Origin of the sequence: Microbacterium wangchenii (assembly GCF_004564355.1) — a bacterium.
GTDB lineage: Bacteria > Actinomycetota > Actinomycetes > Actinomycetales > Microbacteriaceae > Microbacterium > Microbacterium wangchenii.
The window spans coordinates 1,065,043-1,081,950 of the sequence record NZ_CP038266.1; the positions used below are offsets into that span (position 1 = coordinate 1,065,043).

General features: G+C 69.3%; 15 protein-coding genes. 9 read left to right on the forward strand and 6 right to left on the reverse strand.

The window, feature by feature from the left end; all coding sequences use genetic code 11:
- The first annotated feature begins 9 nt into the window (after window positions 1-9).
- From E4K62_RS04945 to E4K62_RS04955, 3 genes are read left to right on the forward strand one after another with little or no spacing between them, the layout of a single operon-like run.
- Entirely contained in the window at window positions 10-1,941 is a 1,932-nt protein-coding gene (locus E4K62_RS04945) for a DUF6541 family protein (protein ID WP_135064308.1), read from the forward strand.
- A gap of 38 nt (window positions 1,942-1,979) precedes the next feature.
- Window positions 1,980-2,708 carry a glycosyltransferase family 2 protein gene (locus E4K62_RS04950; RefSeq protein ID WP_135064311.1) on the forward strand — a complete coding sequence of 243 codons (729 nt, stop codon included), beginning with the start codon at window positions 1,980-1,982 and terminating at the stop codon, window positions 2,706-2,708.
- Window positions 2,705-3,112: a DUF2304 domain-containing protein gene (locus E4K62_RS04955; RefSeq protein WP_135064314.1), complete on the forward strand. Its 408-nt coding sequence runs from the start codon at window positions 2,705-2,707 to the stop codon at window positions 3,110-3,112. Before E4K62_RS04950 ends, E4K62_RS04955 begins: the two co-directional genes overlap by 4 nt.
- Here E4K62_RS04955 and E4K62_RS04960 read toward each other — a convergent pair.
- Window positions 3,097-3,990: a glycosyltransferase family 2 protein gene (locus E4K62_RS04960; RefSeq protein ID WP_205805882.1), complete on the reverse strand. Its 894-nt coding sequence runs from the start codon at window positions 3,988-3,990 to the stop codon at window positions 3,097-3,099. The two genes, E4K62_RS04955 and E4K62_RS04960, sit on opposite strands and share 16 nt — an antisense overlap.
- The gene (locus E4K62_RS04965; RefSeq protein WP_167747740.1) at window positions 3,980-4,849 is read right to left on the reverse strand and encodes a glycosyltransferase; all 870 of its coding nucleotides are present in this window, start codon (window positions 4,847-4,849) and stop codon (window positions 3,980-3,982) included. The genes E4K62_RS04960 and E4K62_RS04965 overlap by 11 nt, the downstream gene beginning before the upstream one ends.
- 36 nt (window positions 4,850-4,885) lie before the next feature.
- Between E4K62_RS04965 and E4K62_RS04970 the strand changes: the two genes are divergently transcribed.
- The 6 genes from E4K62_RS04970 (at window position 4,886) to E4K62_RS04995 (ending at window position 11,138) form a co-directional block, all read left to right on the forward strand.
- Entirely contained in the window at window positions 4,886-6,133 is a 1,248-nt protein-coding gene (locus E4K62_RS04970; protein WP_167747741.1) for a glycosyltransferase, read from the forward strand.
- Window positions 6,134-6,201: 68 nt separating this feature from the next.
- On the forward strand, window positions 6,202-7,122 hold the full coding sequence (locus E4K62_RS04975) for a glycosyltransferase (RefSeq protein ID WP_135064327.1): 921 nt from the start codon (window positions 6,202-6,204) through the stop codon (window positions 7,120-7,122).
- Window positions 7,119-8,381 (forward strand): lipopolysaccharide biosynthesis protein, encoded by a 1,263-nt coding sequence (locus E4K62_RS04980; protein WP_135064330.1) that lies wholly within the window; start codon window positions 7,119-7,121, stop codon window positions 8,379-8,381. Before E4K62_RS04975 ends, E4K62_RS04980 begins: the two co-directional genes overlap by 4 nt.
- 39 nt (window positions 8,382-8,420) lie before the next feature.
- A complete protein-coding gene (gene glf / locus E4K62_RS04985; protein WP_135064333.1) occupies window positions 8,421-9,557 on the forward strand; it encodes a UDP-galactopyranose mutase in 1,137 nt (378 codons plus the stop codon).
- A 46-nt stretch (window positions 9,558-9,603) separates the two neighbouring features.
- Window positions 9,604-10,392: an ABC transporter permease gene (locus E4K62_RS04990; protein ID WP_135064336.1), complete on the forward strand. Its 789-nt coding sequence runs from the start codon at window positions 9,604-9,606 to the stop codon at window positions 10,390-10,392.
- Window positions 10,392-11,138, forward strand: coding sequence for an ABC transporter ATP-binding protein (locus tag E4K62_RS04995; RefSeq protein WP_135064339.1), 747 nt, complete (start codon window positions 10,392-10,394; stop codon window positions 11,136-11,138). Before E4K62_RS04990 ends, E4K62_RS04995 begins: the two co-directional genes overlap by 1 nt.
- On the opposite strand, the gene E4K62_RS05000 is transcribed toward E4K62_RS04995, so the two are convergent.
- The 4 genes from E4K62_RS05000 to E4K62_RS05015 all read right to left on the reverse strand — a co-directional run bounded on the left by E4K62_RS05000 (window position 11,123) and on the right by E4K62_RS05015 (window position 16,885).
- The gene (locus E4K62_RS05000) at window positions 11,123-12,100 is read right to left on the reverse strand and encodes a glycosyltransferase family 2 protein (RefSeq protein WP_135064342.1); all 978 of its coding nucleotides are present in this window, start codon (window positions 12,098-12,100) and stop codon (window positions 11,123-11,125) included. The two genes, E4K62_RS04995 and E4K62_RS05000, sit on opposite strands and share 16 nt — an antisense overlap.
- On the reverse strand, window positions 12,097-13,998 hold the full coding sequence (locus E4K62_RS05005; protein WP_240742822.1) for a glycosyltransferase: 1,902 nt from the start codon (window positions 13,996-13,998) through the stop codon (window positions 12,097-12,099). The genes E4K62_RS05000 and E4K62_RS05005 overlap by 4 nt, the downstream gene beginning before the upstream one ends.
- 140 nt (window positions 13,999-14,138) lie before the next feature.
- Window positions 14,139-15,485, reverse strand: a complete 1,347-nt coding sequence (locus E4K62_RS05010) for an O-antigen ligase family protein (protein ID WP_135064348.1) — start codon at window positions 15,483-15,485, stop codon at window positions 14,139-14,141.
- The gene (locus E4K62_RS05015; RefSeq protein WP_135064351.1) at window positions 15,482-16,885 is read right to left on the reverse strand and encodes an O-antigen ligase family protein; all 1,404 of its coding nucleotides are present in this window, start codon (window positions 16,883-16,885) and stop codon (window positions 15,482-15,484) included. Before E4K62_RS05015 ends, E4K62_RS05010 begins: the two co-directional genes overlap by 4 nt.
- Window positions 16,886-16,908: the final 23 nt, after the last annotated feature.

Consider the following 16,908-nt stretch of genomic DNA (forward strand, 5'->3'; position numbering starts at 1 on the left):
CTGCACTCGATGTGGACTGAACTGGTTGCGGCAGCGGTCGTCGCCGCGCTTCTACTGTTCCTCATCGGCGGTGTGGTCGGGTGGGCGGGTGGGCTGCGCGGATTCGCTCTGCTGGCGACCGGCCCTGCGCTGACGGTGGCCGTCATCGCAGTCGCGAGCGTCGTGGCGCCCTGGGTGGGGCTGGCGTGGTCGGTCATCCCGGCGCTGATCGCCCTCGTCGTCGCGGCGGCACTGAGCCGCGCCGTCGGCGGGCGACGATCGAGGAAGGCGGCGGCGTCGCGGCGGCGGGTGGACCTCTGGCTGACCGGCACCGTCCTCGTGGCAGCGGGCGTCGCCACGACGCAGGTGATGCTGTCCATCGGGGCGCCCGACGCGATCTCCCAGACGTTCGACAACGTCTTCCACCTCAACGCGGTGCGGTGGATCCTGGACACGGGGTCGGCGTCGTCCCTGACGCTCGGACAGATCACGGCGCAGAGCGAAGGCCTCGCCTTTTACCCCGGCGCATGGCACGCGCTCGTCGCGCTCGTGGTGCAGCTGTCGGGAGTCACCCTCCCGGTCGCCGTGAACGCCACGGTGATCGTCGTCTGCGCGCTCGTGTGGCCCATGGCGGCGATCGTGCTCACGCGCGCGCTGTTCGGCCGCACCCCCGCAGCCACGGTGGGGGCGGGACTGCTCAGCGTCGCGATGCCCGTCTTCCCGATCCTGCTGCTGGACTACGGCGTGCTCTACCCGTATCAGCTCTCCCTCGCCCTCGTCCCCGTCGCCCTGGCCCTCACCCTCCACGTCCTCGGGTGGAGCCGGCTGCGGGATGCGGCGTCGTCGTGGCAGCGCGCCCTTCTGCTCGCCGCAACGCTGGGGGGCATCGCTCTCGCGCACCCTGGCGGGTTCGTCGCATGGCTCGCGCTGTCGACCCCCATCGCGGCGCTGCTCGGCTGGAGTTCGGTGAGGCGAGCCCGCTCCCGGCAGGCGCGCGTGCGAGTCTTCGTGGCGGCCGCCGTCTATCTCGTGGCCGGTGCGGCACTGCTGCGCATCCTGCGGCCCCCCGCCGATGCCCGCGGATGGGCGATCCAGTCGTCGATGGGGGAGGCCTTCGTCCAGGGGCTCGTGGGCTCCGCATGGTACGGCGTCGTGCCCGTCGTGGCTGCCGTCGCCGTCCTGGCCGGACTCTTCTTCACGGTGCGCAACCGCTCGCGCGGGGCGATCCTGGCAGCCGGGATCTTCCTCGTGGCGCTGCTGCTGTTCATCATCGTGGCAAGCCTTCCCATCATCCCGCTCCGTGACATCTTCACCGGGAGCTGGTACAACAACATCCCGCGACTGGCCGCCCTCCTGCCGCTGGGCGCCGTGCCACTGGGGGCCTACGGCATCGCGTGCTTCGCGCACGCGATCTCCCGGCGCATCCCGGTACCGCGTCGGCGTGTCGCTCTGCCGGTGCTCGGCGTCGTCGGTGCCCTCGTCGGCCTGGCCGTCAGCCAAGCGGCTCCGCTGTCACCGGTGCCGGCGGCGATCGCGTCCGCGCAGCGCAACTTCGACGATTCCGGACACCCCCCGCTGCTCTCCCAGGACGAGCGGACCCTGCTGGAGCGCCTCGACGCGCACGTTCCGCCTGGCGCTGTCGTGGCGGGCAACCCCTGGACGGGGACATCGCTGGCTTACGCGCTGGGCGACCGCCCCGTCCTGACGCCGCATCTGCTCAGCTACGAGGACGAGCGATTGCGCCAACTGGGCGCGGAACTCGGATCCAGCACGGCGGGAGACGACACGTGTGAACTCGCCCATGAGTTCGGAGTGCGCTTCGTGCTCGAGTTCAGCCCGGAGGAGGTGCACGACGGCCACCATGCGTATCCCGGTTACGAGAACCTCTCCGAGTCGCCCTCGATGGTGCTGCGCGACCAGGTCGGCGAAGCACGCCTGTTCGAACTGGTCGGGTGCGGCTGATGATCGTTCGTCCAGGCACTGCGGATACCATGGAAAGGATGTCGGAAAGCGTGGAACGTGTCCTGGTCATCGTTCCGGCGTGGAACGAGGAGCACAACGTCGGCGCCACCGTACGCGGCATCCGAGAGGCCGGTCCGTACGACATCGCCGTCGTCGACGACGGTTCCACGGACGCCACCGCCGAGGTCGCCCGCGACGCGGGGGCCGTGGTGCTCACCCTTCCGTTCAACCTGGGCGTGGGGGGTGCGATGCGCACCGGGTTCACCTACGCCCGCCGGCACGGCTACCGCAAAGCGATCCAGGTCGACGCCGACGGTCAGCACAACCCGGCCGACATCGCGCGCGTCCTCGACGGTCTGGAGCACGCCGACATCTCCATCGGCGCACGATTCGCCGACGTCGGGGACTACCCCGTGAAAGGACCGCGCAGGTGGGCGATGGTCGTCCTGGCGAAGGTGCTCTCGAACGTCGCGAAGACGCGTCTGACCGACGTGACGAGTGGCTTCCGCGCTGCAAACGACAGAGCCATCGATCAATACGTGCGGTACTACCCCGCCGAGTACCTCGGTGACACGATCGATTCCCTCGTGGCCGCCGTGCACGGCGGCCTGCGGGTCACCCAGGTGCCCGTCGCCATGCGGCCGCGCGCCACCGGCCGGCCGAGCCAGAACGCCGTGGGCGCCACGATCTACCTTCTCCGGTCGGTCTTCGCCCTGGGGCTCGCCGTACTGCGCCCCCGTCGTCGTCGAACGGAGCCCCCCGCATGACGGTCATCGGCGCAGTCGCCCTCGCACTCATCATCCTGACGATCGTGATGATTCTGCTGCTGAGGCGCTCCATCCGCGAGAAGTACGCCGTCATGTGGCTCGTGATCGGACTGGCCGTCCTCGTCCTCGGGCTGTTCCCCGGCTTGCTCACCGCCGCGACGGCGCTCCTGGGAGTGCAACTGCCCGCCAACCTGCTGTTCACCCTCGCCATCGTGCTGCTGCTGGGGGTCTCCCTCCACCTGTCGTGGGAACTGTCACGCGCCGAGGACGAGATCCGACGCGTGGCGGAAGAGACGGCGATCCTGCGGGCGGAGATGGACACCCTGTCGGCGGCCGTCGAGCGTCTTTCGGTCGACCGGGACGCCCCGGATGGCGATCAGGAGACCGGTCAGCGGACCACGTAGGCGGCCAGCCGACGTGCGTCACGCATCCGGCCGCCGAACAGTGCCACCGCCGACTCCGCGGCGGCGTTGAGTCGTGAGACGGTCCGCCGGCGCGCCACCCGTGCCGCGCGGTTCCAGCCGCGGGAGCGCAGGCGTCCCGCGTAGTGCTGGAAGAAGCGTCGCTCCTGGTCGAACCGGAGTCCGCTCACGGCGGTCGCCTGGGAGAACGAGCGCGCGTGCCGCCGGTACTGGAAGCACACATCGTCCGTGACCCGAAGTGTGCCCCCGGCCATCGCGATATCCAGAAGCAGAGCGAGGTCCAGCGCGACGTCGTAGCTGGCGTCGAATCCGTGGACGGCGACGCTGGCGCGCCGCCACAGGAGCGACGGGAAATACGCCCAGTCGGCCCGCGCGAGGCTCACTGCGAACGGCTCTCCGACGAGCACCCGGTCGCCGTTGCGCGTGCGGGGGCGCAAGAGATTCTTGACGAGGTCGGGGAGAGGGTGAGCAGGCTTCCCATCATCGTCGATGACCTGGACCCCGGGTTGGACGATGTCGGCAGCTGGGGTCCGCGCGGCCGCCCGGCGAACCGTCTCGAGATAGCGCGGCATCATCACGTCGTCGGCGCCCATCATGACGAACCACTCCGCCGTGGACAGGTCGAGGCAGCGGGCGAAGTTGCGCGCGACCCCCAGGTTCTCCTCGTTGCGGATCGCCACGATGCGCGGGTCGTCCAACGATGAGATCCACTCATGCCCCGCAGAGGAAGGCGAGGCGTCGTCGACGCAGATGAGGCGCCAGCGGGTGTCGGTCTGAGCGCGCACGCTGTCGACCGCCAGGCGCAGATACTCGACGTCGCCATAGTGGGGGAGAAGGATGTCGATGGTCTCATCGTCCACCGTCATCACCTCGTTCCGCGGGCTTGCCGGACACACCGTGCAGACCGTCGCGCCATCCCCGCCAGCCGTCCGTCAGGCCGGCGGGCCGACGGCGCAGCAACGAAGAGACGGACACCTCGCTCAGACGGCGCAGCGCTGCCGCGCCGCGCGACCAGCGCGGGATGCCGGCGCGGTGCGCGAAGCGCGCCATGTTGCGCATGCCGAGGTACACGGGATGCTCACCCGGCTCCTGTGCCCCATGGGCGTCACGGTCGATCACGGTGCGCCACCCGGCACGCGCGAGGCGCCACGATGTGTCGACGTCCTCGAAATACAAGAAGTACTCCTCGTCGACGCCGCCCACGGCGTCGAGGGCGTCGAGGCGGAACATCACAATGGCGCCGTCGAGCCAATCGACGTCCGACACCCGGGTGTCCGGCTCGCGGGTCACATGGGTCGCGCGACCGCCGCGGGTCAGCCGTCCGCCGGCGGAGAAGATGGTCCCCGGATCGGAGACACGCCGCAAGACGGGGCCGGCCGCCCCGATGTCGGGTGCGGATGCGAGCGTCTCTGAAAGCCGTTCGGCCAGGTGCACGTCGAATTCGGCGTCGTGCGTGAGAACGAGCAGGGCGGGCACGCTGTCGCGTACCGCCCGCCTCGCCTCGTTGACCGCTGCGCCGTAGCCCGGGTTGTCGGCTCTTGTCACCACCTGCACGAGTCCGCGGAGTCCCGGGGGGATCTCCACCTCGCCCAGGTCGCCGGCGTTGTCCACGATCACGACAGCGGCCGGTGGCTGGGACTGGGTGGCCAGTCGCGCCAGCACGCCGTTGACGAGGTCGCGGCGGCGATAGGCGATGATCAGGGCGGCGTAGGCAGTCATGGCGGGGAGCCCTGGGGGCGGGCGTAGGCTGTTGCGGTGGCGAAGTATGAGCGGAAGTCGGTCCGCGATGGTCACACTCCGTTGATCGTCAGCGTCACGAAGTATATCCCGTACGACGGCATCCCCCACGCGGGCGGGCAGTATGCGAAGGATCATTTCGACGCGCTCTCCGGGATCGCGCGGCTCGTCGCGGTGGCACCCTCCACGACGGCCAACCGCGACGCCGCGACGCGGCCGGGAGCGCCCCCGGAGGTCGTTCTCATCGAAGGGACAGGCCTTCTCCGCGCCGGGCGGGCGAAGCTGCTGACCGACCTCGCCTCGGCCTGGCGGGGGAGTGACGCGCAAGGGTTCTTCCGACGCGCGACCGCGACGCCGGAATGGCCGTGGCAGCTGATCGCCGACGCCGACGTGGTCGAATTCCAGTGGTCGGAGATGGCGTCGCTCGCGCCGCTGATCCGAGCGCGATTCCCGGAGAAGCCACTTGTGATCGTGGCGCACGACGTCATCACCCAGCGGTGGAACCGCGCCGCCGGCGCGACGAAGAACCCGCTGGCGCGGACCGCCTACTCCGTGGCGGCGCGGCGCAGCGCCACCCGTGAGCACGCCGACTTCTCGGCGGCCGACCGCATCGTGGTCTTCAGCGAGAAGGACGCGGCGCTGGTGCGCGAGCTCGCTCCCGCCGCACACCCGGTCGTGGTGGCGCCCGGCTTCCGCCTCGGCTCGACGCCCGCCGAGGGAAGCGAGGAAGAACCCGTCGTGCTCTTCACGGGTGCGCTCGGCAGGCCCGACAACGACCGGGCGGTGCGCTGGTTCCTGCAGAAGGTGTGGCCGCGCGTGATCGAGCAGGTCGGCGATGCCCGATTCGTCGCTGCCGGATCCGGCCCGGGACGCGGTCTGCGGCGCCTGGTGGCGAAATCCCACCGGGCCGAACTCACCGGCTTCGTCCCTTCTTTGGACCCCTACTACGCGGCGGCGCGGGTGTTCGTCGCACCGGTGCTCACGGGGGCAGGCGTGAAGTTCAAGACGGTCGACGCGCTCGTGCGTGGGCTCCCCATCGTGGCCACTCCCGTGGGTGCCGAGGGCATCGAGCGGGAGGACGTCTTCGTGGGAGTCACCGACGACCCCGTCCGGTTCGCGGACCTCGTCGTGGCGGCTCTGCGCGGCGCACATGCGGAGCGTGCCGCAGCGGGAGGGCAGTGGGCGGCAGAGGTGTACGGCATGGATGCGTTCGGCCGGCGGGTGCGGGCGCTGTACGGTCAGCTGATGCCCGATCGGCTCGCCTAGGATCGACTGTCGACGACATCGCGTCGTCCCCGGCGTGCGCGCCGCGGCCCCGACGATTGCCCCAGCCCATGAACCCAGCCGGACTTGCGCGCGTGGTCGCCACGATCCCCGTCTTCCGCGCCCCCAGCGACCTGCCCGCCCGAGTAAGGGCCCTGCGGCAGCAGGTGGCTGCGGTGGTGCTCGTCGACGACGGCAGCGGCTCCCTCCCCTCTGCCGCGTTCGACCTTCCGGGCGTCGTACAGGTGGCACTGGAGGCGAACTCCGGAATCGCTCACGCGCTCAACGTCGCAGTCGAGAGGGCCCGCGGCCTGGACGCCACCCACATTCTCACGCTGGACCAGGATTCCACCGTGCCCGACGGGTACGTCGCCCGCATGCTCGCTGCGCTGCAGTCGCGTGCCGACAGCGGGCGGCTCGTCGCGGGCGCCGTGCCCTCCTCGGCCGGCGGGGCCGCGGTGCTGCGCGACATGGACGACGTGCCTTTCGACCCCATCCAGTCCGGTCAGCTCATCCCGCTCGCGGTCCTGGACGCGGTGGGTCCCTTCGCCGAGGAGCTGTTCATCGACGCCGTCGACTCCGACTTCTGGCTGCGAGCAGATGCACTCGGCTATTCGTTCGCCGTTGTCGACGAAGCGGAGATCGAGCACGGGCTGGGGGAGCTGCAACCGATCCGGATCTTCGGACGGCAGCTCGTGCTCGCCGGCAAACCCCGGCACGTGCTGTACCACTCGCCGTTCCGGACGTACTACATGGTGCGCAACAGCACTGTCCTGAACCGTCGCTACGCCCATCACCGGCCGCAGTGGATGCGGCGACGCAGCCGCAAGATGTTCGAGATGGTGGCGGGCTGCATCGTCCTCTCCGCCGACCGTCGATCGCAACTGCGGGCGGTACGCGCTGGGCGCCGTGACGCGCGGCGGGGCGTGCTGGGCAAGATCGACCCCGCCACGCTCGAGTGGATCATGGCGCCCTCGAGGGCGCGTCGATGACCAGGCTCGGCGCCCTCCTGCGCCACGAGCTTCTGCGCCGAAGCATCCTGTTCGCCGCACCGATCCTCGCCTCGACGGTGGTGGGCGTCTTCTCCATCCCGGTCCTCGTCGCCACCGTGGGAGCGCGGCAGTGGGCCGTCCTGGTCGTCCTGCAGTCGATCGGACAGTTCTTCGCGATCCTCGTCGCCTTCGGGTGGGGGGCGACCGGCCCCAGTATGGTGGCTGCGCGTCCACGACACGAGCGCCGGCAGTTCTACCTCGACTCCCTCGTGGCCCGGGGTGTCGTGTTCGTGGTCGCCATCCCGCTTGCGGCGGTGCTCGGCATGCTCGTGACCGGACAGGGGCTTGTGAACGCGTTGCTCAGCGCCGTGGCCTACGCTGCGCCGGGCATCGGGGCGGCGTGGTATTTCATCGGCGGCAACCGTCCGGCCGCACTGTTCTTCTTGGACGCCCTGCCCTTGATCGTCGGGCAGGTCGCCGGTCTGGTGGCCGTCCTGATGTGGCCCGACCTGACCGCCTACCTCGCCGGAGTGGCGGCCTTCGCCGTGCTGGGGTCGATCCTGTCGGCCGGCTACGTCCTCACGCGAGCCGATGACGGTCCGCTTTCGTGGCGCGCCCGCCGCTCGCTGGGTTCCCTCTACTCCTCGCAGCTGGGCGGGACGGCGACCATGGTCTCGGGGAGCATCTACTCCACGCTGCCCCCGACTCTGGTGCAGATCGTGGCGCCGGCAGTGCTGCCCGTCTACGCCATCGCCGACCGGCTGTACAAGTACGCCGTCCTGGCGCTCGGCCCCATCCTGCAGGCCGTGCAGAGCTGGGTGCCGGAGACGGCGGGGGAGCAGACCCGCCGCCGGGCGCGTCGCACGCTGGAACTGGGCGCGGCGATCGGGCTGGTCGGCGGCCTCTGCATCGCGGTCCTGTCTCCCCCGGTCTCCTCCTTCCTGACCGTGGGGGAGGTGCGGATCCCCGTCGTCGCCGCCATCCTGCTCGGACTGGCCTTCGCGGCGGAGGCCGTGGCTCAGGTGGCAGGCCTGGCCGGGCTCGTCGCGTTGGGGGGAGTGCGCCATCTCGCGTGGTCCTCGATCGCCGCCGCCATCGTTGGGCTACCACTGTTCGCCGCCCTCACGTGGTGGCTGGGTGTCGTCGGCGCAGCCGCGGCCATGCTCCTGGTCGCCCTGGGCACCGCCGCATACCGTGCGTGGCATGTCATCCGCCTGGCGCGGCTGGCCGACCAGGGCCACCCACGGCCGGCCGAATAGACTGGCAGGGTCCCCGCCCTCTCCAGAAAGCGACCCTGCATGGATCTCCTCATCGTCGGATCGGGCTTCTTCGGCCTCACGATCGCCGAGCGCGCGGCAGCCGCCGGCCGTCAGGTCACGGTGATCGACCGTCGTCACCACATCGGCGGCAACGCCTACAGCGAGGACGAGCCGGAGACGGGGATCGAAGTGCACCGGTACGGAGCGCACCTCTTCCACACCTCCAATCCGACGGTGTGGGAGTACGTCAACCGATTCACCGACTTCACGTCGTACGTGCACCGGGTGTACACCAATCATGAGAACGTCGTGTACCCGCTGCCGATCAATCTCGGGACGATCAACCAGTTCTTCACCGCCGCGTTCTCGCCGGACGAAGCGCGTGCGCTGATCCACCAGCAGGCGGGGGAGTTCGACCCGAAGAAGGCAACGAACCTCGAGGAGCGCGCCATCGGCCTGATCGGGCGCCCGCTGTACGAGGCGTTCATCCGCGACTACACGGCGAAGCAGTGGCAGACGGACCCCACGAACCTCCCCGCCGAGGTCATCTCGCGCCTCCCGGTCCGCTACACCTATGACAACCGGTACTTCAACGACACGTGGGAGGGACTTCCCGTCGACGGCTACACGGCGTGGCTCGAGCGGATGGCCGACCACCCGCGCATCGACGTCAAGCTGAACGTCGACTTCTTCGACGAGACCCAGCCGCTGCACAAGGCGGCGACCGTGGGACAGGTCCCCGTCGTGTACACCGGCCCCGTCGACCGCTACTTCGACTACACCGAAGGCGCGCTGTCGTGGCGGACCCTCGACTTCGAGGAGGAGGTGCTGCAAGTGGGCGACTTCCAGGGCACGAGTGTCATGAACTATGCCGACGCCGACATCCCGTACACCCGCATCCACGAGTTCAAGCACTTCCACCCCGAGCGGGCCGACCGTTACCCCGCCGACAAGACGGTCATCATGCGCGAGTACTCGCGTTTCGCGACGCGAGACGACGAACCGTACTACCCGGTGAACACGCCCGAGGACCGCGCCGGGCTCCTGGCCTACCGCGAGCTCAGCAAGGGGGAGAAGGGCGTCCACTTCGGGGGACGGCTGGGGACCTACCAGTACCTGGACATGCACATGGCGATCGGATCGGCGCTCTCGATGTGGAACAACCACCTCGCCTGAGTGAGTCTGTCGCAGCCGCTCGCCGCCGCGCCCTAGGATCGATGCCGTGACCACCGCCGTCGGCGCACCCGGATCCGCCCGGCGCTACCTCCACTCCCTATGGCTTCTGTCGGCGCGCGACCTGCGAGTGCGGTACGCCACCAGCGCCCTGGGCTACCTGTGGTCGGTGCTGGATCCGCTCGTGATGAGCCTGATCTACTGGTTCGTCTTCACTCAGATCTTCCAGCGCACGGTCGGAGAGCAGCCGTACATCCTGTTCCTCATCACCGCGCTGCTTCCCTGGGTGTGGTTCAACTCCGCGGTGACCGACTTCACGAGGGCCTTCAACAAGGACGCCCGACTCGTGCGGTCCACCGCCATTCCGCGGACGATCTGGGTCAACCGGATCGTGCTCAGCAAGGGCATCGAGTTCCTCTTCTCCCTCCCGGTCCTCGTGCTGTTCGCCGTTCTCGGCGGGGCGACGGTGGGATGGGGGCTCCTGTGGTTCCCGCTGGGCGTGCTGCTGATGGCAATACTCCTGGTCGGACTCGGTCTCATCGTGGCGCCACTGTGCGTGCTCTTCGCCGACCTCGAGCGCACCACACGCCTCGTCCTGCGCGCGTTGTTCTATGCGTCGCCCATCATCTACGGCGTCGCCGACCTGCCCAGCGGCTTCTCCTGGCTGGCGGTGTGCAACCCCCTCGCCGGGATCTTCACCCTCTTCCGGGCGGGGTTCTTCCCCGGTCAGTGGGACGGCGCCGCCGTCATCAGCTCCGCGGTGATCTCCGTCGTCCTGCTCGGCGCCGGGCTCCTGCTCTTCCGGCGGCTGGAGCGGCCCCTCCTGAAGGAACTGTGATGAGCACGAACGATCTGGCGATCCAGGCGCGCGACCTCGGCGTGCGCTTCCGCCGGAACAAGCGCGGCAAGCGGACGATCAAGGACCTGTTCGCCGGCTCCACGCGGCGCACGCGCCCGGGGGAGTTCTGGGCCCTCCGCAACGTGACCTTCGATGTGCGACACGGTGAGTCGATCGGTGTCGTCGGACGCAATGGGCAGGGGAAGTCCACCCTGCTGAAGCTCGTGGCAGGCGTTCTCATCCCGGACGAAGGCGGCGTGACCGTCCACGGCGGCGTCGCCCCGCTCATCGAGATCACCGGCGGCTTCGTCGGCGACCTGTCGGTGCGGGAGAACGTGCGGCTGGCCGCGGGGCTGCGTGGCATGTCGCGCGCCGAGGTCAACCGCCGCTTCGACGGGATCATCGACTTCGCCGAGATCCGCGACTTCGTCGACACGCCGTACAAACACCTGTCGAACGGCATGAAGGTGCGTCTGGCGTTCTCCGTCGTGTCGCAGCTGGACGAACCGATCCTGCTGGTCGACGAGGTTCTCGCCGTCGGTGACCGGGCATTCCGCGAGAAGTGCTATCGCCGCATCGACGAACTGCTGGCGGAGGGGCGAACGCTCTTCTTCGTCAGCCACAACGAGAAGGATCTCCGTCGCTTCTGCACGCGAGGGCTCTACCTCGACAAGGGGACCCTCGCGATGGACGCGCCGATCGCCGAGGTGCTCGACCGTTACAACGCCGACTACGCGACCGGCTGAGACGCGGTCAGCGGCGGCATCGGCTTCCACGAGCGATCCCGCGCGATGCGCCCGCCGTCCCGCAGCCCCCGGAAGAGGTGGCTCGTGCCGCGCACGGTCCGCTCGACGGCCAGCAGCCGAATGAGCTCCTTGACGAAGGTGAGGGCGGTGCCGGCCGCGAACGGAACCGGACGGTACACGCCCAGCGCGCGGTAGTACTGCTTGATGAGCGCGCGGTTGCGCATGATGTAGTACCGGTACGCATCGCTCGAGGCGTTCATGTGGCGGATGCCCATGTCCCACTGCTTGATCTCGCGCGTGCGGCGCAGAACGAACTCGTCCACGATGACCGACGTCGTGTGGCGGGAGGCGAGCCACCCGTACAGCTGGTCGTCCCAGTAGATGAAGAACCGCGGGTCGGGGAGGCCGATCTTCGCGACGATGTCGCGGTGGATGAACATGCCCTCGAAGCAGCCGGAGTTCATCTCCTTGTATCCGGATGCATCGAACCCGGCCGGCGCGAAGGGGATCGGGATGCCCATGGACTCGGCGATGCGGTACTGCCAGTAGAACTCACTGCCGTCGTAGTCGTAACGGCGCCCCTGGATGCTGCGGAACCGCGGCGCCCACTTCCCCATACGGGCGAGGCCGTCGGGGATCACCTCGACATCGTCGTCCATGAGCCAGATCCACTCCGAGCCCAGCTCGTAGGCCACGCGCATGCCCTCGCTGAATCCGCCGGAGCCGCCGGTGTTCGTCTCGAGCCTGCGGTAGACGAGCTGAGTGCCGACGCGCTCCCGGAACGACTCGACGACGTCAGCCGTGTCGTCCACGGAGGCGTTGTCGACTATGACCACGTGGCCCGGCTTGGGGTCCATCCGCTCGATACTCTCCAGCAGGCGCGTCAGGAGAGCCGACCGGTTGTACGTGACGACCGCGATGGTCGCCGAGGACGGTGAGAAGGGGGCGGCCGCGTCGCTCACCGGGGATCCTGCAAGTAGGAGCGCCAGCTTTCCAGGGAGACGAGGTCGGGAAGCGCACGGCGGTACTCGGACGCCAGCCGACGCCACTGCCGCTTGAGCTGCCAGTGCAGGACCAGGGTGTCCATCAGCATCCGACGGTACGCCGCGCGGTCGCGCACGTAGACGTTCTTGCCGGACCCGTCCGCCGAACTGACGAGCGCGCTGTCGTAGCGGGGGAGCCGCCACCAGTTGGCGTCGCCTTTTCCGAACTCGACCTCGGGGGTCTCCAGATTCTCCGGTCTGGGCACGTGGAACCAGTGCTTGATGAGCGTGCCGAGGGTGAACCACCGCAGGCGAAGACCGGTGGGGCTGTCGAAGGTGTTGCGCCGCAGACGGCGGAACACCTGCCGCCCATGGCGCGCCTGGAGGATGCTGTCGGTGCCCTTGTGGATGCGGGTTTCGGGGAAGTCAGCCGCCAGGGCGCGAGCTGCCGGCATCGCTGTGGCCAAGGTCGGCCACATATGCTGCGGCCCCGACAGGACGTCCCGCAGCGCACGCATGCGCAGCGCGACGGGGTAGTACTGCATCATCATCAGGTGCTTGAGGTCGATTCTGCGGCTGTGTCGCAGCAACGTGCCACCGCGCGGGGCATTGGAGTGCAAGAGGGCCGCGACCAGGCGGTTGCGCGCATGGAAGTAAGCCTGCCAATCGATCGCATCGTCCTTGCCCAGCCAAGACACATGCCACAGGGCCGCACCGGGGAGAGAGACCGTGGGGAAGCCGGCCTCTCGGGCGCGGAGGCAGAACTCCGCGTCGTCCCACTTGATGAAGGCGGGCATCGCCAGCCCCACGCGGCGGATCACCTCTGTGGGGATGAGGCACATCCACCAGCCGTTGTAATCGGCGTCCATGCGCATGTGCAGCATGGGGGACTGCCGCAGATTGGCCTCCCCGAAGTGGTGGGGCATGCGCTCCTGGAAGAGATTGCGCCACATGAAGGGCCGTTCGTCGACCACTTCAGCCCACGCATGCAGTTTGGGCCGGTCGAGCAGGTCGAACATGTGGCCGCCGACCAGGAGAGGGCGGGACGCGAACCGCCCGAACATGATCGAGCGCCGAAGCGATTCCGGCTCGATGATGACGTCGTCATCGAGGAGCTGGACGAACGCGGTGTCTGGACGCTCCAGCGACTCGCTCATCGCTCGGGAGAAACCCCCCGATCCGCCGAGGTTGGCCTGCCTCAATATCGCCAGCGTGTCGCCCAGCCGCTCAGCGACCTCGCCGTAGCCCGGTTCATCAGACACCAGCTGATCCCCCTGATCCACCACGAAGACGCGGTCGATCAATTCCAGGACGTCGGGGGCATCGGCCAGACTACGCAGGGTCTGGACGCAGTAGTCCGGTTTGTTGTACGTCGTCATGCCGATGGAGGCGAGACCGCGCTCGCGCGGTTCCTGATCCGTGGTCCACTCCGCGCCTCGCACCTCGACGTCGTCGCCGTCGGCCACGACGTCGAACCACATCCAGCCGCCGTCGCTGAACCGCGTCACCTCCAGGTCGAACGAGAGCTCTCCGCCCTCGTCGGCTTCACCAGGCAGATGGGCTGATTCCATCCGCTGCGGCGTCCCCCCACCGTTGGATCGGTACACCAGCACGGTCGCGCCGCCTGAGAGCCGCACGGTCAATCGGACCCGTCGGACCGGCGTCCAGTGCTGCCAGTACGATGCCGGGAAAGCGTTGAAATACGTTCCGAAGGACACGCGCTCCCCCCCGGGGATCCGGAGCGTCGTGCGGTCGAGCACGTTGCCCACGTGGGCGCGATCGCTGACTCGGACCGGGTCCTCGTCGATGATGGACCAGGTCTCCGCGTCGATGTACAGCGGGAGGAGGTCGGGGTCCCGGTCGAGCGGGAGAATCACATTCTGCAAGACTGAGGGCACGTGAGAACTCCGGATGTCGGGCGTGGAACGCGTGCCAGCCTACCTTGTCGTGACTGAGGGCACGCCCGCCTGACCGTCACTTCATCGGGTGCGAGGCGCGCCTCCGCGCGCGAGTGCCCCTACCCGCGCCCGCCGCCCAGGCCCTGAGCGTCGCCGGGAAGCGGCAGGAGCTCCGGGGCACTCGGGTCGTCCATCGCCCCCACGCGCTCGCGCCACGACCGGCTCTGGCCCGCGCGCACGGCGCACAGCACGAGCATGAACCAGCCGAAGCCGCTGAGGGTGAAGCTCTCGAACAGCGAGTCCACCAGCAGCGCGATGAGGACGAGCGGCGTCCAGGCGTGGACGACCGACCGGCGCTCGCTGGCGACCAGCCATGCGCGTACGAGCGCGATCAGCGCCAGCGCCAGGAACAGCAGGAGCCCCACCCATCCGGCCTGCACGAGGACGTCAAGGTAGGCGTTGAGGGCGGAGGCGTGGGATTCGCCGAGGCTCAGGTTGATCGCGATGAAGGGGTAGTCGGTCGCCGTCCACGGCCCGTACCATCCCCACCCCTCCACCGGCCGGAACCGCACGAAGGGGAAGAGGGTCCGCCACAGGTCGGTGCGCAGGGAGAAGTCGGTTCCGGCGCCGAGGACGTCGATGATGCGGTTGCGCAGCAGATAGCCGATGCCGACACCGGCGACCACCAGGGCGCCGATCGTCCACTGCAGGACGCTGCGCCGTTCGGGCCGGGCGCTGCGGACGACGGCCAGCGCGGCGGCGGCCACGCCCACGGCGACGGCGAGGACGAACACGGTGGGGGAGTCGGTGAGCACGGCGGTGACGCCGCCGAGGACCACGGAGAAGACGGCCACTCCGGTGCGCACCGAGAGCGTGCGGTACTCGATGAGGAACGTGATCAGGGCGATGACCGTGGCGAAGCCCAGGAGGTTGCGCGTACCGAAGATGCCCTGGATGGGGCCGAGCTCGGCGATGCGCCCCTGAATGCCGAGGAATCCGAAGGGGATGTCCAGGAGGATCCCGGAGAGGATCTCCAGCCCGAGCGAGATCGACAGCAGCCAGCGCAGGACGTCGCCGAGGGCGCGCACCGTCTGCAGAGTGTCACGGACGAGGGCGACCACGACGGCCAGCAGGGCGGTGGCCGCCAGGGACAGCCATCCCGACACGGTGTGGGCGCGGTCGGTGGTCCATGCGAGGGTCACGAGCGTCCAGATCAGGAACATCAGCACCGTCGTGGGTGCCAGGCGCACGAGGGAGTACTCCGCGCGCCGGGCGATCAGCATCCCCACCCCGAGCACGCACAGGCCCGCGATGATCGTGAGGAACGTCACCTCACCGGCGACGCGCTGGATCGCGAACGCGGAGAAGACCGTCGCGAGCGTCGTGAAGGTGTAGGCGCGCGCGAAGGATGCCGAGGCCAGCAGTGCCGGAAGGCCCGGGAGGGGAAGCGGCACAGCCCCGCTCACGGCACCCGGCTCTGCAGGTCGCCGCGCTCGATCGACAGGCTCTGCTCGGCGGGCCCCACGCCCACCAGCGGGGCCTGGTCGATCTTGAACGACAGCAGAATGAACAGCATCCAGCCCCACACCAGCAGCGGCCCCGATTCGGACACCCCCTGCACCAGCATGAGCGTGGCGAACAGCGTCGGGAGCAGGCTCAGCGGCGAGTAGGGGCGGTCGGCGCGCAGGTGGAACCGGGGGCGGTCGATGGCGAAGAACCACGCCCGCCAGATGAAGGCGAGGTAGGCCAGCGCGAGCAGCACGACGCCGACGATCCCCAGCTGCAGGAACGCGTCCAGCCACATGCTGTGTGCCTGCAGCACGCTCTCGCCGTGGTCGATGATCCACCCGTCGAAGCGCGGATCCTCCGGCAGCCACGGCGTCGCGAAGCCCCATCCGATGACGGGATGCTCCGACGCGCGCTCGAACACCTGCTGCCAGATCTGCTCCCGCCCGGTGAGGTCGGCCGAGCGGCCCAGGATGCCGAAGATCGCGTCCCGCGCGAACCACAGCGCCGACCCGCCCCCCAGGCCCACGACGGCGTAGAGGATGTACCAGCGCGTGCGCTCCCCGGGTCGGCGCGCGGTGCGCATGAGCAGCACGGTGCCCAGGACCACGGCGATGGCGACGACGGAGAGGTAGGCGGTGGCCGAGCCGGCGCGCACGAGCAGGAAGGCCGCCGCGGCCATCCAGGCCAGCAGCAGCCCCCGGCGCGGTGCGCGATCGGCCAGGCGGATGGCGAAGACGACGAGCGCGAGCACCGCGACGCCGGCGAGCAGGTTGGAGTTGCCGAAGATGCCCTGGATGCGCGCGTCCCAGTCGAACAGGTTGTCCCGCGACCAGTAGACGATCGGGTCCATCTTCTCGGTGGGGCGCACCCATCCGGGCAGGATCGGACCCTGGATGACGATCGATACCCACAGCTCGAACAGCAGGCTCAGGCCGAGAACCCACTTCAGCGCCGACGCGATGGTGCGGACGATCTCCGCCCAGGTCAGGACGGCGGCCACGAACAGGCCCTGCGCGGTGGTGGTCGCCAGCAGCAGCCATGTGATCGCCGTCGTGGCGGGCCACGCGCTCCAGATGACGGAGGCGGCCGCCCAGGCGATGTAGCCCAGCGCGAGCCACGGCATCCGCCGCCCCTGCACGGGTGGGCGCACGACGAGCCACAGCACGATGGAGACGAGCCCCGACACGACCGCCAGCGCACCGGCGGCGACATCGCCGAACGCGTGCACCCATGCGGTGCCGCCCAGGGCCAGCAGCACCACGAAGACACACCATCCGCGCAGCAGCAGGTGCGCGGTCTTCTCCCGCGCGGGCGGGGTGGGCGGCGCCGAGACAGGATGCTTCGTGTGAACCGCCATGGCATCTCAGGGTAGCGCCCGGG